Annotated in this window: 25 protein-coding genes; 6 read left to right on the top strand and 19 right to left on the bottom strand. The window is 61.8% G+C overall.

Features of this window, described 5'->3' with window-relative positions; genetic code table 11:
• Positions 1-209 precede the first annotated feature (209 nt).
• Positions 210-434 carry a hypothetical protein gene (locus FOB72_RS32145; protein ID WP_191002214.1) on the top strand — a complete coding sequence of 75 codons (225 nt, stop codon included), beginning with the start codon at positions 210-212 and terminating at the stop codon, positions 432-434.
• 639 nt (positions 435-1073) lie between these two features.
• On the opposite strand, the gene FOB72_RS32140 is transcribed toward FOB72_RS32145, so the two are convergent.
• From FOB72_RS32140 to FOB72_RS06655, 16 genes are all read right to left on the bottom strand, one after another.
• Entirely contained in the window at positions 1074-1802 is a 729-nt protein-coding gene (locus FOB72_RS32140; RefSeq protein ID WP_191002213.1) for an SMI1/KNR4 family protein, read from the bottom strand.
• A 153-nt stretch (positions 1803-1955) separates the two neighbouring features.
• On the bottom strand, positions 1956-2399 hold the full coding sequence (locus FOB72_RS06730; RefSeq protein WP_150371819.1) for a hypothetical protein: 444 nt from the start codon (positions 2397-2399) through the stop codon (positions 1956-1958).
• A gap of 1150 nt (positions 2400-3549) precedes the next feature.
• Positions 3550-4275 (bottom strand): hypothetical protein, encoded by a 726-nt coding sequence (locus FOB72_RS06725; protein WP_150371818.1) that lies wholly within the window; start codon positions 4273-4275, stop codon positions 3550-3552.
• Between the two features lie 90 nt (positions 4276-4365).
• The gene (locus FOB72_RS06720) at positions 4366-4719 is read right to left on the bottom strand and encodes a hypothetical protein (protein WP_150371817.1); all 354 of its coding nucleotides are present in this window, start codon (positions 4717-4719) and stop codon (positions 4366-4368) included.
• Positions 4720-4746: 27 nt separating this feature from the next.
• Positions 4747-5493 (bottom strand): methylamine utilization protein MauJ, encoded by a 747-nt coding sequence (gene mauJ, locus FOB72_RS06715; protein WP_150371816.1) that lies wholly within the window; start codon positions 5491-5493, stop codon positions 4747-4749.
• Positions 5494-5508: 15 nt separating this feature from the next.
• The gene (locus FOB72_RS06710; protein ID WP_150371815.1) at positions 5509-6165 is read right to left on the bottom strand and encodes a DUF6680 family protein; all 657 of its coding nucleotides are present in this window, start codon (positions 6163-6165) and stop codon (positions 5509-5511) included.
• A 238-nt stretch (positions 6166-6403) separates the two neighbouring features.
• On the bottom strand, positions 6404-6904 hold the full coding sequence (locus FOB72_RS06705) for a hypothetical protein (RefSeq protein WP_223851443.1): 501 nt from the start codon (positions 6902-6904) through the stop codon (positions 6404-6406).
• A gap of 421 nt (positions 6905-7325) precedes the next feature.
• Positions 7326-8420: an acyltransferase family protein gene (locus FOB72_RS06700; RefSeq protein WP_150371813.1), complete on the bottom strand. Its 1095-nt coding sequence runs from the start codon at positions 8418-8420 to the stop codon at positions 7326-7328.
• The gene (blaOXA, locus tag FOB72_RS06695; protein WP_150371812.1) at positions 8417-9247 is read right to left on the bottom strand and encodes a class D beta-lactamase; all 831 of its coding nucleotides are present in this window, start codon (positions 9245-9247) and stop codon (positions 8417-8419) included. The genes FOB72_RS06700 and blaOXA overlap by 4 nt, the downstream gene beginning before the upstream one ends.
• A gap of 2 nt (positions 9248-9249) precedes the next feature.
• The gene (locus FOB72_RS06690) at positions 9250-9618 is read right to left on the bottom strand and encodes a DUF4180 domain-containing protein (RefSeq protein WP_150371811.1); all 369 of its coding nucleotides are present in this window, start codon (positions 9616-9618) and stop codon (positions 9250-9252) included.
• On the bottom strand, positions 9615-10484 hold the full coding sequence (locus FOB72_RS06685) for an alpha/beta fold hydrolase (protein WP_150371810.1): 870 nt from the start codon (positions 10482-10484) through the stop codon (positions 9615-9617). Before FOB72_RS06685 ends, FOB72_RS06690 begins: the two co-directional genes overlap by 4 nt.
• The gene (locus FOB72_RS06680; RefSeq protein WP_179594381.1) at positions 10481-10858 is read right to left on the bottom strand and encodes a helix-turn-helix domain-containing protein; all 378 of its coding nucleotides are present in this window, start codon (positions 10856-10858) and stop codon (positions 10481-10483) included. The genes FOB72_RS06685 and FOB72_RS06680 overlap by 4 nt, the downstream gene beginning before the upstream one ends.
• A 527-nt stretch (positions 10859-11385) precedes the next feature.
• Positions 11386-12213 (bottom strand): TonB family protein, encoded by an 828-nt coding sequence (locus FOB72_RS06670; RefSeq protein ID WP_150371808.1) that lies wholly within the window; start codon positions 12211-12213, stop codon positions 11386-11388.
• A gap of 131 nt (positions 12214-12344) precedes the next feature.
• The gene (locus FOB72_RS06665; protein WP_150371807.1) at positions 12345-12986 is read right to left on the bottom strand and encodes a LysE family translocator; all 642 of its coding nucleotides are present in this window, start codon (positions 12984-12986) and stop codon (positions 12345-12347) included.
• Between the two features lie 88 nt (positions 12987-13074).
• Positions 13075-13920, bottom strand: a complete 846-nt coding sequence (locus FOB72_RS06660; protein ID WP_150371806.1) for a helix-turn-helix transcriptional regulator — start codon at positions 13918-13920, stop codon at positions 13075-13077.
• Positions 13921-13983: 63 nt separating this feature from the next.
• Positions 13984-14895, bottom strand: a complete 912-nt coding sequence (locus tag FOB72_RS06655) for a LysR family transcriptional regulator (protein WP_150371805.1) — start codon at positions 14893-14895, stop codon at positions 13984-13986.
• Between the two features lie 128 nt (positions 14896-15023).
• Between FOB72_RS06655 and FOB72_RS06650 the strand changes: the two genes are divergently transcribed.
• Genes FOB72_RS06650 through FOB72_RS06635 form a run of 4 tightly spaced genes read left to right on the top strand, consistent with a single transcriptional unit; the run spans position 15024 to position 18738 of the window.
• Positions 15024-15995 carry a tripartite tricarboxylate transporter substrate binding protein gene (locus FOB72_RS06650; protein ID WP_191002212.1) on the top strand — a complete coding sequence of 324 codons (972 nt, stop codon included), beginning with the start codon at positions 15024-15026 and terminating at the stop codon, positions 15993-15995.
• Between the two features lie 52 nt (positions 15996-16047).
• Entirely contained in the window at positions 16048-17040 is a 993-nt protein-coding gene (locus FOB72_RS06645; protein WP_150371803.1) for a Bug family tripartite tricarboxylate transporter substrate binding protein, read from the top strand.
• A gap of 2 nt (positions 17041-17042) precedes the next feature.
• On the top strand, positions 17043-17774 hold the full coding sequence (locus tag FOB72_RS06640; protein WP_150371802.1) for an HpcH/HpaI aldolase/citrate lyase family protein: 732 nt from the start codon (positions 17043-17045) through the stop codon (positions 17772-17774).
• A gap of 55 nt (positions 17775-17829) precedes the next feature.
• Entirely contained in the window at positions 17830-18738 is a 909-nt protein-coding gene (locus tag FOB72_RS06635) for an oxaloacetate decarboxylase (protein ID WP_223851442.1), read from the top strand.
• Between the two features lie 23 nt (positions 18739-18761).
• Here the strand turns inward: FOB72_RS06635 and FOB72_RS06630 are convergent, their stop codons facing one another.
• The 3 genes from FOB72_RS06630 to FOB72_RS06620 form a co-directional block, all read right to left on the bottom strand.
• A complete protein-coding gene (locus FOB72_RS06630; protein ID WP_223851441.1) occupies positions 18762-19571 on the bottom strand; it encodes an ABC transporter permease in 810 nt (269 codons plus the stop codon).
• Complete coding sequence (locus FOB72_RS06625) at positions 19568-20197, bottom strand: ATP-binding cassette domain-containing protein (protein ID WP_223851440.1); 630 nt, start codon at positions 20195-20197, stop codon at positions 19568-19570. Before FOB72_RS06625 ends, FOB72_RS06630 begins: the two co-directional genes overlap by 4 nt.
• A 135-nt stretch (positions 20198-20332) precedes the next feature.
• Positions 20333-22225 carry an FUSC family protein gene (locus FOB72_RS06620; RefSeq protein ID WP_150371801.1) on the bottom strand — a complete coding sequence of 631 codons (1893 nt, stop codon included), beginning with the start codon at positions 22223-22225 and terminating at the stop codon, positions 20333-20335.
• 125 nt (positions 22226-22350) lie between these two features.
• Here FOB72_RS06620 and FOB72_RS06615 point away from each other — a divergent pair, with 125 nt between their 5' ends.
• On the top strand, positions 22351-23256 hold the full coding sequence (locus FOB72_RS06615; RefSeq protein ID WP_150371800.1) for a LysR family transcriptional regulator: 906 nt from the start codon (positions 22351-22353) through the stop codon (positions 23254-23256).
• Position 23257: the final 1 nt, after the last annotated feature.

Raw genomic sequence — 23257 nt, 5'->3', positions numbered from 1 at the left:
CTTTTACGTCATTTAACATAATAAGTGTTGTACATCATTTCGATTGTCAGGGCCAAATCAGAATGTCCGCTTCCCGGACCTATACTGGTGGCGCCTGAGCTGGAACCGGGACGGCCCGATGGGCCTGGTGTCGCATCAGCGCGGCCAGCCCGGGCACCGCCAGCTGCCGCGGTTGCAAAACGAGCCAGGCCAAGGGCCGTGTCGAACGAATGAATGGCACGCTGCAGGACCGGCTGGTGAAGGAGCTGCGCCTGCGCGGCATCAGCTCGATGGCCGACGCCAACGCGTATGCGGCCGCCTTCATCGCCGACTTCAACGCCCGGTTCGCCAAGGTTCCACGCAGCGATTTCAACGCCATCGGCCGATACACAACCATGAGGACTTACGGCGCATCTTTTGCTGGCGCGAATGGCACAAGGTCACCCATAGCCTGAGCCTCCAGTACGACAAGACGTTGTATCTGCTCGATGACCTTCCGGAGCACCGGCAACTGATCCACCATTACATCGAAGTGGCCGAGTATCCGGACGGTGCGACCGAGCTATGGGCGGACGACACCTCCCTGCCCTACACCACCCACTATCGCTATCCAGAGGTCGACTGGGGATTGCGCAGAAGGTGCAGGCGCTACGCGACAATCGGCACTACGAGGGGCCGTCGCGCACCATGTCAGGCGTGCCGCCAGGCCCTCAGCCTGTCACACCGGGCGCGCGACGCCAGCGCCAAATCAACCGCCTCGATCTGGAGCGCGCGATTCGGCAAAGTCCTTTGGCCACGGTGTCGGACGATGACCCGACTCAGGTCGCCGCATGTCGAATGACCGGCGGCTTCCGACCCATAACGGCCTCCCAGATTTCTCCAAAGCAGTCATTCGTAAGGCCTAGTAAGACGGCTCCCCCAGGCGCGGAAACGTCTCGTAACTCTCGGCGCTTGCACACTTCGTATATCGGCGACGAATCATGTTCGTCGTATCAACGCCCCCGAGGTAGGGCGATTCATCGCCTTGGCAGCAATGTCCGACCTCAGAAATAGGTGATCATCAGTGTTGTGTATAGGGCGGTCTGAAATGGATGTTATTTATATTTCCGCTGCGCTACTTGCCGGATGCTCTCTACCACCTGCCAGTCCACCTCTTTCGGTGCTTGTGCCAGCCTTTTGATGGCTTCCTGTTCAATGCCGGAATCGGAGCCATATCGGGTCTGATAACGCTGCGTAAAGATCAAGCTCCAGTAATATGCATTGTAAAACGCGACACAATCGGTCAGATGAACTACGCCCAATATTCCACGCAACTCGATATCGAGGAGCGCGACAGAACGTGCATACGCTTGCCTTACGTCTTCGCCCCAATCGCGCAAACATACGGAAGGAATTTTGTTCGCCAGTTCCGCCAGAAGTAATTCCCCAACCGGCAAAAAATCTGCAGCAATCAAAAACTGGGAAGTTGTATCTTCCAGCACAGTATTTTTCCAGTGTGAGAAATTTACGAAGGAATAGGAACGCCCCGATTCGTCCAGTACCAGCATGAGGACTCTTGGGTCCCCCGATACATCGTCACCGTCGAAGCACGCGATGTCGCCCCTACCATCATCCACCTTCGCAAAGGGGATAAGGTTCCGACCATCATGCAGCCTTATCGAATAAGCAAGTTCACCCGCTTTTGAATGAGCATCGAAAAACCACCATGGATAAATTTGTGGGTACTCACCGCTTAACGAAAAATTCTTGATTTCTGCGGGATAGATAAAGCCCACTGGGAGTTGATTATCGGAATACAGCGCGAATTTGGACATTTTTGCCATGGAGACTACTACCGGATCGTTTCCAGCCGCCTAGAGGCAGATTGTCGACGATATAGAGGGGCGTGCCGACGGTCCGCTTCTAGCCGATGATCGACGGCTCGGCCTTTTTCGCAATTAATTAGTTGCAAACTAATATAATGTTTCAACAACCAATCAAATAAATTCACATGAATTTATCGCTTCATCTAACATCGCTACGATTTGAATCGTTTCTAAGTCATCTCTCAGCGACTCGGGGAACGTGAGGGTGAATATTGCCAATACCACCTCATCCTGATTTGACATGGCGGCAACACACCATCGTATTCCGTGAATTGATGTCCCGCCTTCCGGTTGATTATCTTCATCTCTGTGACAATATTTGTTGTCACCAATCTTATTAATTTGCGGATTATCTTTATTTGCGACGTCCCTCAGAATAATTAATGGCAGATTGCCCTCTTTGGATCCTCCTGTGCTTACGGAAAGTAATTTTCCGCGAAGCGTGCGATCATCGTCGCCGTGTTCATGGATAACGCAACAATCGCCGTCCAAGAAACTCGTCCAGTAATCGGGAAGCAGGATGAACGCCCTTCCGAATAAATCAATTTTCTTCATTTTTAAGCACTGTCTGTTGTGATCGTCAAGAAGATAACGGAGGCGGAGAAGATGCTGCTACTTGTGCGAGAATCCGCCTCAAATCATCCATGACTTCGGGAACTGTACCGAAATAGCCGAGCTCTGCCACGTCAAGGCTGCTATCGATGGAACAGAGCGACTCGTAGAGCGTCCCTTCCATATCCGACCTCATCGCAGAATGCTTGGCCGCCATTATCACTTCCTGAGGATCGCGGCGATAGTCAAGCTGCGCTATCAGAACTCTGAACAGCTAACGCGAACCTTTGTCCCTATTCCGATCCCCAGTCACTTCTTCAAGCCCAAGAAGTACCTGCGGGACGTCGCGCTCAGAGCTATGTCGACAAGATCGCCAGGAGCTTGCTCGCTCTGTGCGATCACCTGATCTGCCCATTCCTTCGCTTGATTCGGTTCTATCGTCCCCGTCTCGATACCCAGTCAAATTGGCCGACCGCGGACTTCGTCGCTAGATTGAATCACTGGTCTCCGAGCTAAACACGGAGGCTCCAGAAGCGCGCGAAGTAGCCAAGGGCAAGCCCCGACGCTATCGCAACAATATAGCCGAGTGTTCCCACTCCAATATTGTCTGCAACAAGAACGCAGCCGAGCACTGCGAGGGTCATTTGCCAAAGCCGTGGAAATCGAAACAGTCGCGGGTATATTTCCGGCGCCCCAATAGCACCTATAAGGGCTCCGGCCGAGCCAAGAACAACAACATTCTGAAGGGAATATCCGAACACAAATCCCCAACACAGTATGAAGATAACCGCGAACATGAACGTCCACAGCGAGACGACTAACGCGAAGTTCTTCTGGTCTACCATGTTATTCAGGGTTCGGCGTGCATTGGGGAGCGGCGGCAAGGCGGCGTGGACCAAAGACATTCACTCTGCAGTGACGCGCCCATCGCGGGTGAGCTTAAAGGCAATGTGCGGAGCAGGACAAGCGCAACGACGGGGGGTATCCGGAGCCTGGGTAAGCGTGGCAAACGGCGGCCTTCGGCCGTGAAGCTGGTGGTTGCTTCCCGTGAATCTCCATCTTTGGTCCCTTCATCGAGTGGCGGCTCTTGGCCGATCTTGGCCCTCTACCGATTCAAGTGAAGGCTTTCCAGCGCTAAGGGCAACTACCGACATCATGCGATGGAGGTAGCTCTAGTCAACATTCTGCCGAGTTGTAAGGAAACGGGGTCTTCGGCTGAGCGCCCCTCTAGGAATCGATCTAGCTCCCTACGTGCGCCATCAGCATCGCCTATCCTCGCGAGCACGAACGCGAGCGCAATCGGATGCTGGGTGTAGTTGTAGAACCCCAGGCCTCCATTCGCCAGATGGCTTCGCAGCCATTCGAAGGCCCCGACGACATCCTCCACCGAGTTGACCGGTCGCCAAAATTCGTCTGCCCGTGCGATTGAGGCTTCCACGACCGTTGACGATTTCTCTGCAACGAAGCGCTCTCCGCGAATAACACTGATGTCCAAATCTCTGTCGCGTGCATCGACGGCAAGATCAAAGATCGCAGATTTGTTGGTACGGTGCCAGCGCACAGAGCTGCCCGATACGTGTGGGACAAAGTCAATGGACAGACCCCAGCGTGGCGCTATTACACCGCCTTTCCATGCTGGGAACGCAAATATTTGGCGGATGGGTGACCCGTCGAATCGCACCCACTTCAGCGGCGAGACTGCCTCGAATCCTCGCGGATTCAGAGCGGCATCGACGACAGGGTAGATTACCCTATGCGCCTCCTCCAAGTTCACCGTGTTGAATGCTTCGCTACTTTCTGCATATTTACGTATGCGCGCTATCCAATTGCTGATGCTCATCGACGCAACACCATAGAAGAAGTGGAAGGCCAACGCCATGAGTCTGATTCGACGACGCGTATAGCAGTGGCTTGAAGCATATATTGCCGACGATCGAGGTCAGGAGGTCGAGTGGCCGCTTCTGGCCGGCTAGAGCCGCTCGATGGACCGTGCCAACACCTCAGCGGGAAACGCTGACAAATGGCCGCATCCCCCGAGCTTTCCATCGGGACGGAGCAAGGTGCCAAGCACCGTGACTCGCTTTCCGTGCCATCGCCGAAGCTGCTCTTCGTTAAATTGAAGGGCGCCTGACCCGACGCTCAACCAGACGCTCGATGGCTCGAGCGGGCCGCCATTCTCCGCATTGCGGCGCTCTGACTTTGGGAAATGGTCCAGCGCCGTCCCCTCGAACTCGAAGCGCAGGATGCCTACCAAGGCGACGTCCTTACCTACCAATGTCGCTAGTTCATCAAGCACGGTGTTCACGGAAAGCGCGGATTTCATCGAAGTTGGAGGCTGAGGTTGCCGGTGTCACCCAAGGATTGACCGGGACTGACCGAAATGCGTCTCTAGCAGGTACTCTGCGATTTCCTTGATGATGCACATGTCGGCGGACAGGCGGCGCAGGTCTCCGAAGTCGTCAGGGTCCACCACATTGGACAAATTGGCATGCGCCACGGCACAGCGGCCAGACTCATACAGATAGGCGGCGGAGTCGGTGTGTGTCTGCGAGATTACCCGGAGACGCTGTAGTGACCGGCTGTCTTTCAGGTGCGGTAGCGTCGTACGTATCCCGTCAACAATGGGGCGCTCGCGGGTGCCGTTAATGGTCGCCCACCGATCATTCCAAACGATATTTAGAATCTTGAAATAGCCTAGAAATTCATAGGGAGTGCTATTTACAGTCCGGGCCTCGCGGAATAATGCCAGTGCAAGCCGGGATTTTGGGTTCGTCTCAAGAGTGCGCCCAAAGGGGAATATCCTTGACTGAGCGGTAACCCGGTCTCCCCTACCTGCGGGAATAGGTACGGGTGACCCAGAGAATCCGAATATGTTTTCCATGGGTTGATCATCGATCCACGACAGCAGACTAAGAAATCTGTTAATGATCGTCTGCGCCTCAATCTCTGACGTGCCCCGTAAGTTAATGTGTATGGATTGCTCTGTGTCCCTCTTCATGGGCTTGAGGATCAGCGTATGTCCGCCGAATTGCACAGTGGTTTCTTCGGCGGGCCATATAGCTGTTCCGCGCACCGTCACGTTAAGCCAATCGTCCATCGTCGTCCCTTTGGGTTACGCCGCAGGGCGATTGCCGGAATCCGCGCCGTCTACGTTTGGCACAGGGGCGTCATTCGCGGGCGCCGTTGCGGGCACGGGTGCGGATTCTGTCGGGGCCGTTTGAGGTGGCGGCGCGGCGGCACCGGTAATAAACACCGGGAAACCTGATTTTCCACTTAGGACAGTCGCCAGCCCACGCCGGATTACCTCTTGATCCTCTATCAGACTGCCTTGTCCCACGGGAAAATAATGCTGATTCTCTAACTCCAATTCTTCAAAATTGAACCCTAGATAATCGCCCATGTCTTTCAATAGGCGGACCTCATTAGCGATTCTATCTCGCTCCCATTCGCGTCCTTGGTCGTCGGCGTAATTGGCCCGGTCATTGAAATGATGCAGTAGGCGTCGCCAGCCGGAGTTGATCTTTTCCAGCGCTCGCCCCTCTTTGGATGTTCTACGGACATTGCGGTCATAGAACATAATGGGGATGGCATTAAGTGCCTCTACGTGTCCCGGAGAGGTAGGGACGGCACGGGTAGCCATGAGGGTAAAGAAAATCTGTTCTTGCTTGCCTCGCTTGGCTCCCCGGCGCTCTATGAACTTCTGAACTTGGATTGCAAAGACGGGGCCGAAAAGCGTTGCAAAGATAATCGCTGCGTCAGACCAGCCCATTGTCGTCTCCCGGTCGCCTTGATGGAATGAGAGGCATTGTAGGGGAGAACGGTAGCGGTAAGCATACGGGGAACTTCGGCCGCTCCGCGGCGGGCTGTAGACTGTATCGTCTCAACATTTGAACAGCGCACGGCGGAACGACCGTGAAAGAGAACTGCCCGATATCCCTTCTGCCGAATAGTGACGATCGCCAAGAGTCGCTCGTTTGACCAAGAAGCAGACTGGCTGGCCATGCTCATCAGCACTGCCACAGCAGCTTTGCACCTTGTCGGCTACAGTGGCATCGGAACACATACGCGCAGCCTCCACCACCGAAGTTCATGGAAGTTCTATAGTCCGGCCCCTCTTCAAGTTGGGCCAAGAACGACATTGCGTCTCCGCACGCATCGCAGACTGGTGATTCATCCGCCTGAAGCCATAACGGTTGCCCCTCAATCTGACCTAGAATTTGTCGCTGTTGATTTGGGTTGGTGTCTTGCCACCGTTGCCGTGCGCTGTCGTAGTCAGCGGCCTCGAGAACTTCAACTCGCGCTCCGTAAACCGTATCCAGTTGGACTACGCCTGTAGGTGGCGCATCGGCGAGGCGCATCTCGCCTTCAATCGTCATGACAGTCGCGTGATTTCCCCCGGCGTTTGCATCCCATTCCTCGCATAGTCCGGGGTCATTCTGGCACATGAATATAAGTACTAGACGCGTTGCATCGCCATCATGCAAAACGATCTGGCCGAGAAATTGCATGGCCCCATTGCAAGTTGAACAGCAAGGCCATTGGAACTGCGACTCAGAGGGAACCAACGGAAGCCCACCAAATCTTGTAGCAATCTCCGCTACCGGCGGAGCCTCAGAATTCAACAATAGGTGAATCATTATCTCTCCAGACGCTAGGCGCTATTCCTAATGTCGCAATTGGGGTGTGTTCAAATCTTTTGCTCCGACTCCAGAGGCAACCATGCAGGCGCCAGCCTTTATGGATCCTCCGGTCCCTTGCCATTGGCACTAAGGCGCTCTTAAGTGTACTTCTTTCAAAGATTGCACACAGTTTGAGGTCGGGCTTTCAATGGCGGCTCATGGCCGATCCGAGACGTCCACGGACGGGCTATGCTCACAGCTTTCCGCCGCTAGCCCGCCGCGAGGCGTCCGTCATCGGGGCCAGAAGTGGTCATTCATATGCAAGCCTGCTAAAGGGGCGCGAAAATAAATTGGCTACGACGTGCGCCACCACTAAAGAGCAAACGAAGTACGTCGCGAGAAGCCCCATCTTTAGGGCGGATGAGGCAGTGTTCGCCGGAATGGCGGTGCGCATCAGTCCCAAGACGATCAAGTGAAACAAGTAGACCTCGTAGCTGAGCCGACCACAAAAGGTCAGGCATTGGCGACCGGCACTACCCGTCGATGTAGTTTGCCTCGAGGCGCCAGCTAGCAGGAAACTCGTCCCCAGCGCCATTCCCGTCACGCCCAGCACATTGCTCCGCGCAATGGGCCAGCACAGGTATAGCAGCGCCATTGCCAGCATCACCGTGCCCTGCAGCCAGCCCTTCGAGATCCATCGATACGTGCCTCGTTGAGTCAGGATCGCCGTACAGCAGCCGATGGCGATTCCGTCGAAGCACGCCATGTAAGAATAGAGAAAGCCGCCTTCATCCCCCTGATGCGCGAGGCGGTACAAGGGGCCCGTCACGACGAACAGCAACCAGAAGGCGAAGATGCGACGTGTGCTGCGGAACATCAGGCAAACAAGAGGAAACACCAGGTAGAACACCCCCTCGACGGACAGTGACCAAAGCACCCCCAGCGGATAATTCACCCAGCCATGCTGCGCAATCAGTACGTTCATCCAGAACGTGATGCTCGCCAGGCAGATCATCCACATCGGTAACGGTGTCTCGCCAAATCCCCGGTTCTGAAAGAGTGTCCCGCCGAGCGCTGCCAAGCTAGTAACGATCGCCAGCAGCAAGAGGACACACGGCAAAATGCGCGCCATCCGCAGCGCGTAGAAGCGGATTGCATCGATGGCTTCGAGCCGCCCCCATCGACGCAAGGTGTTGGCCGTCATCAGATAGCCGGAAATCACGAAGAAGATGGTCACGCCGTAGTTGCCGTTGCGGGCAATCGCGTGCACGACGGGCCAACCGAGGACTGTCGCCAGCAGCGTTTCTTTGAGCGGATAAGCGATGTTGAAATGATGGAACAGCACCAACAGAATGGACACGCCGCGCAGCGCGTCGATATGTGCATTGCGCTGGCCGACGCTCATCGCTGGCGACTCGCGCGATTGTCGTCCATTGCCTCCACCAGTACGGGAAAGTCCGCCAGCAGGCTATCGCGGGCTCGCAGTCCGGCGTTGGGCTGAGTAGGCTTGTCATCCTGGATGAGGCGCGCGAACAGGCGTTTCTGGCCTCCCTTGATGGCCCAACCCACAAACCAGCCATAGGCATGTGCCGGATCGTAGCGACCATCCGAACCCGGTGAACCCGTACCGGTCTTGCCGTGGATTTCCCACCCGTCCAGTGCAGCCGCAATCAGTGTGATCCTGCCGGTCATTTCATACGCGTGCGCGCTGACGGGCAGTTGCCGGTTCACCAGCCTGCGCAGGAAGACAATCTGCTCCGACGGCGATATGCGCAGCGATGAATTGATCCAGGCCCCCTCCATTCCATTGCGCTTGCCCGGTTCCCCCGACACATCGTGGTTGCCATAGCCGAAGTCGCGCGCATAGCGTTGGAATTTTGCCTCTCCCAGCTGGTGCGCCACGCGCTGTGAGAACCAGACTACCGAATACTGCATCCATCGGCTGGCGTCGGTGGATTGGCGCCAGGCATCGCCGCCCCAATCTGGATATCCCGGCTGATATGGCCACGCCGGCGTGTGCTCGTCCTGCAAGACACCTGCATCGAAACCCATCAGGCTGATGGCGATCTTGAAGGTGGAGGCCGGCGTGACCCGGCTGGTGCAGTCTCCACTCTGAAGGACGGCACCGCTCTTCGACGCATCGGCGACGATCGTGCATATCGTCCGCGCCGACGCCGCGGTCGAAAGAAGTCCACTTACGATCAGGAGCGCAAAAATCGATGTCTTACGCATTTCTACTTCTCCAGGAGTCGGGTTTCCAGATCCGTGAGACTGTCAAGAAACCAAACGGCGCTGCCACGATTGGATTCCCGCAAATAGTCTGCAAGTGCCCGACTCCTATGCAGGTGGGGACCGATATCGCCGAGGATGGCGAGCGGTATGCGATAGTTCACGAAGCGTTGGACAATGCGGCCCGCCAGTCCGGACGACAAATCGAAGAAGGCATCGTCCAGGCGGCTTGTATCGATGGCCACCAGATGCGCGCGATGCTCCCACGCTGCGCCGAGGACGGCGTCCGTATCGCCTTCGCTGGCAATACGCTCTTCCTCGGCGGGGCAATGCAATACCCGGGTCGAGCCGAACTGGACGATCACGCTTCTCATGATGCTCTGCGCGTCTGAGGCGCGAGGAGGAATGAATGGATGGTTGCCGCTTCACGGGGAATGAAGTGAAAAGCGTCCTGCCTCCAGTGGATACGGGCGTGCGGCACACACTGTTGAAGCCGAGCCTGGGTGTGGCCGGAGTCAAGCAGCACGTCTTTTCCCGCCAGCACGGCCACGACCGGCATGCCCAGCGAACGCAGCGCGGCATCGCTGAATCTTGGTAGCACGAAGGGCCGGATGCGCACATGCAAGCCGATGTACTCCATGAGCGCTGCAACCTTGGCATGGAAAGGCGACAGCTTGCCGGCAACAGGACCGATGACCATGGTGCGGATCCTGCGCAGCCCCCACTGTCCGAGCATTAGATAAGGCCAGGCCTTGAGCAGGAATGGACGCTGCCGCCCTATGCCCGCAGGCGAGATGAGGGCCAACTGCGCGACCCGCGCAGGACGCGATATCGCGAAGTTCAACGCTATCCACGCGCCAAGTGAAATGCCAACGAAGGAGGCCTTCGCCAGTCCCAGCGCGTCCATCACTTCGTCGAGCCAGGGCACGGCCGCGCCATCGATCGGGACAAGACGGGAAGCCGTACTCAGGCCGGGTTCACCTGGAATGTCGAGGATATGGACACGGAACTGCTGCGACCATGTGGCCGCATCCGCCAGCCAGCTAGCCGAGTTGGCCTGGGCACCGTGCAGCAGCACCAGCGGCGGCCCGTCGACAGGGCCGCATGAGAGCACGAAGGTTTCTCCGGTACCACTCGGCACCATGCGCTGGGTATGAGTGATGTCCCATTCGTCCAGCAGCTCGCGATAGCGCGTCAAGGCCACGCGTTCGGCATGGTTCGTCTTGAACATCGCCATCATCGCGCCGCGTCCAGGAAAGACGCGAGCGCCTCCAGCACGGTTGCGGCGTCCTTGGGTGACCCAACCACGATGATTTTCAGATCGCCCTCAAGCGGGTTGTAAACCGTATCAACGTGCATCGGCCCGTCGCGTTCCTGCCGGCTGATCAGTAAAGCCTGAAGGCTGATTGCAATGCGGTCGGCAAATGTCGCCGAAATCTTCGGCACATCGATGATGCTCGTCGTGCGTACTACGACTCTGCCCTGCTCGGACGTCGGTGCCGCCAAACCAGCAAAGCCATCCAAGTCTTTACCGGAGATCCGATAGGACTTACCGATCTTAGAGGCGCGCAGGCGCCCTTCCTTGATATGGCGCAGCACTGTCTTGACGTGCAACTTCAGTTGTCTGGCTACTTCCTCAACCGTGTATGTGTTTCCATGCATAGCGCACATTCTAAGACCAAATACTCCTTATTGCTACTAAAATTGGTAGCAATAAGGATCAGCCCTCGACCAAGACGCGATCGTCGCGAACATACGGCTCGGCCACGTACTGGAGGTCGCGCAGAAGGTACGGGCGCTACGCGACAACCGCCATCAAGAGGGGCCGTCACGAACCATGTCAGGCGTGCCGCCAGGCGCTCCACCTGTTCCGCCGAATGCGCGTCGTCAGCGACAGATCAACCGCCTCGATCTCGAGCGCGCGATGCGCCAAAGTCCGCTGGCCAAGGTGTCGGACGATGACACGACTCAGGTTGCACCTCATGTCGAATGACCGGCGGCTTCCGGCTGTGGAGTCAACCGGTCGATGCAACAGCATGATGGAATCGTTCTGCCGGTGTATCGAAGTTTAGTGTTTTGCGCGGACGTTCGATGAGTCGCCTGTCACGGCAATACAGCCCACCACGCTCTAAAACTACTAGTCAGCGCAGCTCGAAGCTGATGGGCTGGATGGCCGTGACCGAAATTGCCTTGCCCTCGTGGATGAACGGTGCGCATCGCATCGCTTGCACCGCTCTCTCTGCAGCGTCGTCCAGCGCTTGAAAGTTCGAGGACTTGACGACCAAGGTCATGAACACGATGCCTTGCGGGTTGATCCAGACGCGGACGTTGGCTTTGCCGGTCTGGTCGTCTCGGATGGCCTCTCTGGGGTACGAGGGGGTCGGTCTTGTGCAGGCGATCTCGCCTATCGCTCGCTCCAGGATACGAGGGTCGGTGATCGGCTCGACGCTTGGCCCGGGTGCCGACGCATGCCGCGTCTTGCAAGCCTCCAAGGTAGCCCCTGACGCCGATGCGAGTTCGTGGACCATCTGGCTGACAGTGGCAGGGTTCATGAGCTTGCGCCCAGCGTCGGATTCGGCGAACACGCGCATGTCGACGGACTGCTCGGGCGTCAAGGCCGCGCGCGGGGCCCGGTACACGGCCTGCTCCGCATAGAGTTGGCCGGTGGGTGTCGCGAGAAACCGCCGTGCCTGATGCAGTTCGTCCTCCGTCAGCTCGCGACGAAGGGCGGGAACGAGCCGTTGGCCCATGTCCCCAGCGCTCCATCCGCCCACACAGCTCACTGCCCACTTCATCCGCTCCTGCCGCCAGTAGTCGCGAGCCAGACTCGAGCGCGCCTTTTCGGCGAAAAATACGGTGGCGATATTGCCTGCCTCTGCGTCGGTTAGCGGCTCGACCGGCTGCGTCGCGCAGCCGGCGACAGCAGTTATTACCGCGAGAAGGGACAACCGTGGATCGAGTCTCGGCATGTTTTATCAGGGGCGACGCGGCCTTGGCAGGTTCTATCGGCGGAGAGCCTAGCAGAACGCATCTCGGAGCAGCAGTGTCGTGAAGTGGGGTGTTGGAGACAAGAGACGGCTCCCAGCTGCGGTGGCATGGCTCAACGCAGCAAAAGCACCGTGATCACGCCAAGTGCGAGCAGGATCAGAATTAGCCCGGAAATGCGTTCCAGCCAAGGCAGCATCCGTGCAAAGCGCCGCAGCACGCGCTGGTGGCCAATCAGGACAGCTATCGCCAGGTCGTAAAGCAGCACCACACTGAACATCCAAGTCCCGTAGAGCGCCTTCCACCCCTCACTGGCGTGCGGACCTGTCAGCATCGCGGCCAGACTGGCATAGAACAGCGCGTTCTTCGGGTTGAGGATGCCAGAGACGAACCCCATGCCGGCGGCACGTCGCCAGGCGACGAGTGGATGCGTGAGCGGCGCGTCCCGGCCAACGGATGCCGCCCCCCTGAGGTCATTGCTGCCGGCGCACCGCACGAACAGCGCGCCGATATAGAGCAAATAGGCGCAGCCGGCCAACTGCAGAACCACGAACACGGTCGTGTCCGGCCGCAGCACGGCGGTGCCGGCGAATGCCGCAACGATGAACACCCCATTGGCGATGGCGATGCCAAGACAGGCGCCGCTGGCGATGCGCCATCCAGCCGACAGGGATGTTCGGGCGATCAGGAAGAAGTCAGGGCCGGGAGACAGCAGCGCCAGGAAATGGGCTGCGGCGATCATCAAGAACTGCTGCATTCAATTTACACCTGCGAACCTTTCTCGCAGTGTGCCGAACGCGGCGCGCTCTGTATTGAAGGAAATTGCAGTCGTACCGTTTCCGCTGCTACGCGCGGAAGCGGCCTGGCGTGATGCCCGCATGCGCCTTGAAAACCCGCTGAAAATGCGCCTGATCGGCAAAGCCGAGGTCCTGCGCCACGTCCGCGATGCGGTCTCCGGCCCGAATCCGCTCCCTTGCCAGATTGATGCGTTGGCTCAGTTGCCACGCATGCGGCGTCAGGCCGGTGACTGCGCGGAAAGCGCGGATCAGCTGGTAGCGACTCATCTCCGCCAGTTGCGCCAGTTCGTCCAAAGGCATGTTGGAAGCGGGCGCGGTGCGAAGGCAATCGAGGGCTGGCCGGATTTGCGCGAGCAGGTTCGACGGCGCGTCTGGCGCTTCGATGCGCAGGCCCTGCCCCGTGTCGCAGTCGCCGATGAACATGATCAACGCGGCTTCTTTCTCGCACGGGCGTGCCTCGGAGAACAGCAACGCGTTGAGTTCGCAGAACCGTGCGTAGGCCGACGGGTCGGCCACGATCCTTATTGGCTCGGCAGCTAGCGGGTGGGCCTGCGCGTACTCCATCCGGACGGCCTGGAGCCAGGCCGCGTCCAGGTGCAGCATCTGGTAGCTCCAAGCCGCTTCCGGTGCCGGGTTGCAGGCGTGCACGCGTGTCGCGGGCACGAATACGAGCGTGCCGGGGTGCAGCGCGACCGGACCGTCGGTGCCGCCGTCGAAGACACTGTGGCCGTCGTCGACGGCGCCAATGGAAAAGGTGGGATGCTGGTGCGGCTTGTAGCAGGCTCGGCTATGGCAGGCACGGCGGCTCTCGACGAAAGGCATACTCGGGTCGTGCCAGAACAGCTGCGTCGACTTGTTGCGCGGTGCTGCACGAGAAGGCGAATGGGCTGACATCCAGTGCTTTCGGTATCGTTGGGAAGATGGGTGTGAGTCGGCGAACCGTCACTGTCCACATCGCTATGTCGCAGCCGGCCACAGCGGTGAAGGCATCAGGAAATTCGCCTCGGCGCGGACGATCTCGCGGAGGACGCGGACCACCGCTCGCGGGTCGTCGGTACGCCAGTGGAAGCAATAGTTCAGGTTGTACGGCGGCGGATCGCTGACTAACGCGACCAGTCTGCCCGATGCCAGGAATGGCGCCACGTAGGCCGTGGGAAACGTACTGATGCCCACGCCCGCCATCACCAGCGTGATCAACGCCGCAAGGCTGTTGCAGACGAGTGCGTGCGGAATGGCCACGCCGACGTGCGCGCGCCAGCGTTCCACTTCGCGCGAGAGTCTGGCGTCGGCGCTGAGCGTGATCATGGGATGCTCGCTGAAATGCGCGGGCGTCAGCACCGTGCCGGCAGGCAGCCGTTCGGGCGATGCCATCCACCGGTATTCCAGCTCGCCGACCTTCTCGTGCGAGAGGTTGGGCGACGCCGAGGGGCCCGGCACGATCGCGAAATCGAGTTCGCCCCGCTCCAGCATCCGCTCGAGCTTGCTGGTCAACTCCACATGCGGCTCCAGCACCAGATCCGGATGCTCGCGCCGCACGCGGGCGACGAACGCCGGGAACCACGTCGATGCCACCAGCTCACTGATGCCGAACCGGCACGATCCACGCAACGTGCCCTGCGTGTCGAGGTCCGAGCGGATCAGGCTTTCGAGTTCGAGCATGCGGCCCGCGTGCTCGAGCAGCCGAACGCCGGCGTCGGTAATCACCGCCCGCTGGCCCGCACGGTCGAACAGCGGCTTGCCCAGATCGGCTTCCAGCTCGGCAATACGCTTGGACAGCGACGACTGGGTGACACAAAGCCGCGCGGCGGCCAGCGAGAAGCTGCCGAGTTTGGCGGCCCAGAAGAAGGCTTCGAGCTGCTTGATGGTCAATTCCGGGTTCCTTTCGTCCGCACATTCGCTTTATGCATGGGGAGGGGTGAAGATTCTTCGCTTTTTCTCCGGACGTCCACTCCGTAATCTCCATGCATCGGGCAGGTTCGATGCCCCAAGGAGATTGCATGCGCTTCCCGCACCTTGCCTCGGCAGCCTCGCTGTTCTGCGCCGCCCTCGCCCTTCCCTCGATCGCGCTGGCGGAATGGCCCGACGACCGCCCCATCCAGGTGCTGGTCGGCTTTGCCGCCGGCGGCGCCACGGACACGATGGCCCGTGCCATGGCACCCGTCATCGCGCGCCACCTTGGGCCGCGCGCCAACCTGATCGTCGTCAACAAGCCCGGTGCCGCCAGCGAGATTTCCAACCTGAGCCTGATGAACGCCCGCAAGGACGGCTACACGATCGGCGTGGTGAATCTGCCTGCGATGGCATTCTCGCCGCTGTACCGCAAGACCAGCTTCGACCCAGCCGCGCTGACGCTCGTGGCCCGCGTGATGAGCGACCCGACGATTCTCGTGGCGAAGCAGGACAGCCCCTACGCGACGCTCAAGGACGTCGTGAGCGCCCTCAAGGCCCATCCGTCGTCGCTGTCGTTCGGGCATAACGGCGTCGGTACCAATGGCCATCTGGCGCTGATGCAGCTGGCCAGCAGCGCAGGCGTGAAGATGAACGAGATTCCGTTCAACGGCACCACGCAATCGAAGACGGCGCTGTTCGGCGGTCATATCGATTTCGCCGCGATCACGGTAAGCGAATTGCGCGAAGCGGGAAAAGAGGCCGTGCCGCTCAAGGTGCTCGCCCAGATGGCGGACCAGCGCTCGCCGGCGCTCCCGAAAATCCCCACGGCCAACGAGCAAGGCTTCAACGACGTCATGCCGGCCGAACGCGGCTTTGCCGTGCCCCGCGGAACGCCGCCGGATATCGGCGAACGCCTGCAGGCAGCGATTGCGGCCACCATGCAAGACCCCGAGTACCTGAAGCGTGCCGGCGAGGATGCGCCCGCGCTGGCATATCTGCCCGGTGCGGCATGGACCCAGGCCATCGCCGGCCGCGCGGAGATGATGCGCAAGCTTGCCGCCGCGATGCCAAAGGAATAGGCGGTACCTCGAGTCCGCGCGCACGCTTTCCGTCGTTTCATTCTTCCCTGCCATGCCCTATCCCATCGCCCTGTTCCGCCGCGCCGTAGCGATCGGCCTGCCCTGCCTCGCCGCGTTCGCGCCCGTTACGCCCGCCTCCGCCGCCGAGTTTCCCGACAAGCCGATTCGGCTGATCGTACCGTATCCGGCCGGCGGCACCACCGACATCGTCGGTCGCGCACTCGCCCGCGAACTGTCGGCCAGATTGGGCCAGCCGGTCGTGGTGGACAACCGGGCCGGTGCCGGCGGCATGCTGGGCGCGGCCGCAGTGGCGCGGGCCGAGGCCGATGGCTATACGCTGGGCGTTGCCACCGTCAGCACGCTGGCCACCGCGCCGCTCACCACGCGCCAGCCGGCCTACAATCCGCTTACCGATTTCACGCCGATCGGTCTGGTCGCCTTCGTGCCCAATGTGCTGACCGTCAATCCGCAGGTCCCCGCAAAGAACCTCGCCGAATTCATCGCGCTGCTCAAGGCCAATCCCGGCAAATACTCGTATGCGAGTTCCGGCGTGGGCGGCATCGCGCATCTGGACGGCGAGTTGTTCAAGAGCCTGACCCATACCCAGATGGATCACATCCCGTATCGCGGCTCGGGCCCGGCGCTCAACGATACCGTTGCCGGCCAGGTGACCGCGCAGTTCGACAACGTCTCGTCGTCGCTGACCTTTATCAAGGCCGGCAAGCTGCGCGCGCTCGCCGTCGCGTCGAGCAGCCGCATTCCGGAGTTGCCGGACGTACCCACCTACGCCGAGGCCGGTTTCCCGAAGCTGAACAATATGGCGTGGTTCGGACTGGTGGGACCAAAGAACCTGCCCCCGGCCGTCGCCAAACGGCTTGCGGATGCCAATCTGCAGGCCGTGCAGAGTCCGGAGCTGATCGCCGTGCTCCGTCGCAATGGCGCCAATGCAGCAGCGAAGCCGCCCGCGGCGTTCGTCGAGGTGATCCAGCACGAGTACGCGCTGCGCAAGATGATCGTTACCGAACAGCACATCACGGCGGACTGAGCATGGCAGAGATCCGGCAGTTCCCGTGGCAGTCGATGCTTTACGTGCCCGCGCACGACGCGGAACGGTTGCGCGCCGCCCTCGGCAGTGACGCGCATGCCGTCGTTCTCGATCTCGAGGATTTCGTTCCGGACGCGTCCAAGCCCGCTGCGCGCGATGCGCTGACGAACAGCGCAGCGACGCTGCGCGAGCACGGTATGGGCGTCGTGGTCCGCATCAATCGGTCGCTCGAGCAGGCCGTTGCGGACCTGCGCTGCGCTGTGCTGGAAGCGGTGGACGCCATCATGGTCACGAAGGTCATGGGGGCCGATCATCTGACGCTGCTGGACGAACTGGTCGGCGAACTCGAAGACGCGCGCGGGTTGCCGCACGGCCGTATCAAGCTGATCGCACTGATCGAGACGGCTGCCGCCACGCAGCGCATGGCCGAAATCTGCCAGGCTGGCGGCCGGCTGCGCGCAGTGGGACTGGGCGGCGAGGATATTGCCCGGGAGTGCGGCTTCCGCGCGAGCGCGGAGACGCTGCTGCCGCTCAAGCAGCAACTGATCTATGCGGCGTTTGCCGGCGGCGTGACCCCGATAGGCTTTCTGGCGAGCGTGGCCGACAAGTCCGGACCGGACGCATTTGCCGCGATGGTGGCGCGCTCGCGCGAGTTCGGCTTCCGCGTCGCCACGTGCCTCACGGCTGCGCAGGTGGCGACCGTCAATGCGGTCTATGGGCCCGCGGAACGCTGATTCATTCACGGATACTTCTATGGCAATCGATATCGCGCCCTCTATGCGTCCATCCATGCGGCAACAGAAGAACGCTGCCCTGCGGCGCCTGCTGACGGACACCCCGTTCGTCGTCGCGCCGGCCGTGCACGACATGTTCAGCCTGCGGCTGGCCGAACAGGCGGGCTTCGACAGCGCTTGCATCAGCGGGGCCATGCTCTCCTACAGTTTGCTCGGCGTTCCGGACATCGGCCTGCTGACGCTGACCGAATGCGTGGAGCATTGCCGGCGCCTGACCCGACATGCCCGCATCCCCATCACGGCCGACGGCGATGCCGGCTACGGGAATCCACGCGGTGTGCACCACGCGGTGGAGTTGTTCGAGGATGCGGGCGCCGCCGGACTCAATATCGAAGATCAGGTCGTGCCGCGCCGGTGGGGCAGCACGCGCCGCAAGGAGGTCGTGCCCGTCGGCGAGATGGTCGCCAAACTGGCGGCGGCCGTGCGGGCGCGCGTCGACGACAACTTCATGATCATTGCCCGCACCGACGCGTTCGGCGTGGAGCCGATCGGGCAGATCATCGCGCGGGCCCGTGCGTATCAGGATGCGGGCGCCGACATGCTGTTGCCGATCGGACCGGTGAGCGCGACATGCGAGGCCGATGTCGCGGCACTCGTGCGCGCACTGCGGATTCCGGTGACGCTGAGCGCCGGTACCGGCCTGCAGCCCGCGGCATCGGCCGGCCATCTCACGCTCGAACGCATGCGCGAGATTGGCGTGCGGCGCGCCAGCCTCACTACCCTGCTTCCACTGGCCGCCATGCGCGGCATGGGGCAGTCGCTTGGCACGCTGCAGGAGGCATTGCAGCCAGCTTCCGCGTCGACGGCGGAGAGCCCCGCCATGTCGCCGACGATCGATGCGCTATTCGATACCGCCGGCCAGATGGCATTCGAGGAAGCGCTGCTGGAATCCTGGGCGCGCTGAATGATGAATCCGGCCGGTCCGTCTCACCGGCGGACCAGCCGGTCGAGCCGCAGCCGATGCCGCTCGTCGGTCAGCCGCGCCACCGCAAGGAGCGCCGCCACGGTAACGCCGAGCATGCTGCCGCCGGCCAGCAGGAACATCAGCAGGATCTGATACTGGGCGGCCGCGATGGGATCCATGCCCGCCAGGATCTGACCGGTCATGATGCCGGGCATCGTGATGATGCCGGCCGCGGCCATCGTGTTCAGCGTCGGCATCAGTCCCGTCCTCACACCCTGCTTCACCACGCCCCGCAGGGCCGTGAACCGGTCGTCGCCGAGCGCCAGCCTTGCCTCGATGGCCGCGCGCTGATGCCAGACCGCGTTGAACGTGGCGCCAAGCGTCAGGCTCGCGGCGTTCATGACATTGCCCAGCACGATGCCGGCCAGCGGAATCGCGTGACGCGGGTCGTACCACGGCGTGGGCTGCAGCGCGGTCGTCAGGGCCAGCACCGTGACCACGACCGTGGGCAGGAACACCGAGGCCGCGCCGATGGCGATATGGATCGGCCCGGACAACCGACGCTCCTGCCGCGCGCCGACTTCGCGCGCGGCCGCCGCGATCATCGCGGCCACGGTCAGCGCAGTGACCCACGGCGATGCCAGCCCGAACACGATCCGCAGCAGAAAACCCACGACCAGCAACTGCGCGACCATGCGGATGGCCGACCACATCAGCGTGCGATGGACGCCAAGGGACAGCAGCAGCGACGCTCCGGCGCTGGCCAGCACGAACCCGCTGGCGAGAACCAGGTCCATCGCGGAGAGCGGGTCGGGCGCGATGGTGCCGGTCATCGTCCGTTCTCCAGTCCGTGCGGGCCCATCCGATAGTGCGCGGTGCCCATTCTGGCGGCCTGCTCGTCGTGGTGCGACACCATCAGGATGCCCACGCCCTCTTCCAGCCGCTCCCGCAGCACGGTTTCGACGGCCCGCGTGGACGCCTGATCCAGGCCCGAGGTCGGCTCGTCGAGCAACAGGATGTCCGGCCGGCGCACCAGCGCGCGGATCAGTGCGAGCCGCTGCTTCTCGCCGGTGGAGACGCGGCTGACCGGCGATGACAGGATCGCGGGCGGCAGGCAAAGGGGGGCAAGCAAGGCGCTGGCAGCCGCGATATCCGACATATGCGCGCCCACCTCGTCCTCCCACCAGCCGGACTCGGCGGGCACATAGACGACGCGCCGCCGCCATTCCGGCGCACTGACCGCCGATCGCTGCGTGTCGTCGAGCGCGACGTCGCCCTCGTTCGGATCGAGATCGGCAATCATTCTCAGCAGCAGACTCTTGCCCGATCCGGACGGCCCGCTCAACACGACGCACTGCCCGCGCGCCACGCTCAATGAAAACGGCCCGCGCCCGACGCCAGCCATCCCGGAGACCCGCAACCCCATATCCTCCTCCGCCATTGCATATGGCTTGAGCATATGCGCAATGGGATGCCGGACGCTACCCCGGCGGCCGGCGAGGTCGCGCCCATGCGACGCGGCGCGCTCTCCGGCATCGCTTGCGCGGCGCAATTAACGCTGGCGTAAGGTTCGCGCGCTAGGCTGGTTCGCAGGTCAGGCTCGCGAGGTCGACAATGTCAGGCTCAGCACCACGAGCGCGCTCTCGACCCGCAGTGCCAGGTCCCGATCGCCGAGCAGCGATGCCTCGGCAATCGCCGCGCGGATCCATGTCTCGAGTTCCGGCGGGACGGGCGCAGCGTCGCCCGTTTGGGACTGCGCGCGAAAATGGCGCGCGACAATGCTGAGCACGCGCCGCACCGACCGGCGCAGCGGGCCCGTCAGCGAAGGCATCGCACGCTGCAGGGCCACGGTGCAATAGCCGATCTGCAGTTCGGCGAACCCATCCGATGCGATCCGTCCGCGGGTCGCGCCAAGGCGCGGCATCAATTGCCCCAGCCGGTCGAGCATGCGCGCGCCCAGCCGGGAGCGTTCGTCGGGAAGCCCTCTGTCGGCGGCATGCCATGTGGCCGCGCGCGCGAGATCGCGCCAGCTGGCGCCGATCAGCCGGCGCGCCACGACCTGCGCGCCGAACGGGCGCACGAGGATGGCCCACAGCGGCGCAAACAGCAGGGCCGCCGCGTTCGCGAGATATGTGTTGAACAGGCCAAGAAAGTTGGCGTCATGGACGCTCTGCACGTTGGTGAACGATGCCGTCGTGATGGCCAGGAGCATCGCCACCACGTTGTAGCCCGGACGTGCGATCAGGGCGCCCAGGGCCACGTAAGGCATGGCCAGCATGCCGGCCAGCGTCTCGAACGTTTCGGCGCAAGGCAGCACCACGAACAGATAGAACAGGGAGATGGCCGCGCAGACCGCGCCCCAGCGAACGAACAGACGGGCCACGGGTCGCGGCTCGTGGACGGTCGCGAAGAAGCAGCAGGCGATGGACGACAGCGCCACCGGTCCCCCACCCTCTTCCCAGCCGGAAAGTATCCACAGCATGCCGGCGCAGAAAACGGCCAGCCCGGCCGACATGGCGTTGAACAGCAGCATGGCGTGATCGTGGTGCAGGTCCGCGGCGGCGTCCCGCCCGCCGGCCGCAAGCGGACGGACGGGCGTCTCTGCACCCCGGACGCCGCGGTCACCGATCCCCTGCTGCAACATCGTGCAACTGGCCATCAGGGCGTCCAGCCGTGCCCGCAGGCCCGCCGCGGCCGTCTCGAGCGCGGCGCGTGGCAGCCGGGCCGGTGCATCGTCGCGCATGGCATGCAGTACGCTCTCCAGCCCGGACAGGATGGGCATGACGCTGGACATGCGCGCGCGCAGCGCACGTGCGCGGGCCACCGTCTCCCGGCTCTCCGTATCGAACGACAGCTGTTCGATCATATGGTCGAGTGCGAGCATGTCCGTCGCCAGCCGGTGCCGGCTGGCGACCGCGCCGGGCTTTCCCGCGGCGATATCGCGTGCCCATGCGTTCGCATCGTCGAGCCACTGCTGCGCGCGCGCCCGCAGCGCCGGCGCCACGCGCGCGGGAAAGACGATAGCCCCCACCAGCGACGCGCACACGATACCGATGACGATTTCCTCGACGCGCGAGACCGCCACGTCGAAGATGTCTGCCGGATGCATGACGGTCGGCAGCGCGACGATGGGCAGCGTATAGGCGGCCAGCAGAAAGACGTAGCTGCGCGGCGATCGCTGCAGCAGCGACAGATAGACCAGCAGCACGATCCATAGCCCGATCGCGCCCGTCAGCACGATCGGCATATTGACGAGCTGCGGTACGGTGATCACCGCCGCCGCCGCGCCGAGCACGGTGCCGGCCACGCGGTAGGCGGCCTTCGACCGCGTTGCGCCCGTGAGCGGATTCGCGACGAAGTAGACGGTGGCCATGGCCCAATGCGGGCGAGGCAGACCGAAGTAAAGCGCGATGTAGAGGGCCAGCATCGCGGCCACGAATGCCTTCAGCGAGAACAGCCACTGTCGGGCATTTGGCCAGTGCGCCATAACGAGTCACGCGCCGGCGGTCCGGCGCGATTGCGGGGGTCGAGATGGGAAGTGTAGTTGCCGTGCGGACATTCCCGGCATGATTTAAGATTCGGCGATCCAGTCGAAATTTTCATAGAACCACCATGCCCATCGACATCCGCGCGCTGCGCTATTTCGTCGAGACCGCGCGCCTCAAGAGCTTTACGCAGGCGGCTTCCTCGCTCTATGTCACCCAGTCCACCATCAGCAAGATGGTCCGGCAACTGGAGGACGAGGTCGGGCAGCCGCTGCTGATCCGCGAAGGCAAGTCCGTGCGGCTGACCGATGTGGGCAAGGTCGTCTACGACCGGGGTCAGGAAGCGCTGGGCGTGGTGCATCGGCTGACGCTGGAAGTGGCCGACCTTTCGTCGCTGGGCCGTGGCCAGCTCGAGGTGGGCATTCCGCCGATGGTCAATCTGTTCTTCTCGCCCGCTGTCAGTACGTTCCGCAAGCGCTATCCGAATCTGCAACTCACGCTGGCCGAACATGGCGGGCAAGTGATCGAGCAACGCGTCGCCAGCGGCGAGATCGAGGTCGGGGCGACGGTGCTGCCCGGCGACAGCGGACTGGCGCTGGAGACGCGGCAGTTCGCCAAGTACCCGATCTGGGCCGTGGGACCGCGCGAAGCGGCATGGGCCAGGGGCCGCACCGTGCGGCTGCAGGCACTGAGCGAGGAGCCGCTGGTGCTGCTGACCGACGCGTTCTCGCTGACGCGCATGCTACGGCAGGCGTTTCTGGAGGCGCGCATCGAGCCGCGCGTGGTGGCGCAGAGCGGCCACTGGGACTTCCTTGCGTCCATGGCGGCCGCCGGTCTGGGCACGACATTCCTGCCCGAACCCCTGCTGGCGCGGCTGGAGTCGCGCGACGGGCTCGCCGTTGCGCGCCTGATCGAACCGAACGTGGACTGGGCGATGGCCCATATCTGGTCGCCCGGCCGCTACCTGTCGCATGCGGCCAGGGCGTGGCTGGAGGTCTGCAAGGAAGTCATGGGACCCGCGCCGAAAAAGTAGG

Source organism: Cupriavidus pauculus (assembly GCF_008693385.1).
Classification (GTDB): Bacteria; Pseudomonadota; Gammaproteobacteria; order Burkholderiales; family Burkholderiaceae; genus Cupriavidus; species Cupriavidus pauculus_D.
This window is presented reverse-complemented; position numbering and strand designations above follow the sequence as displayed.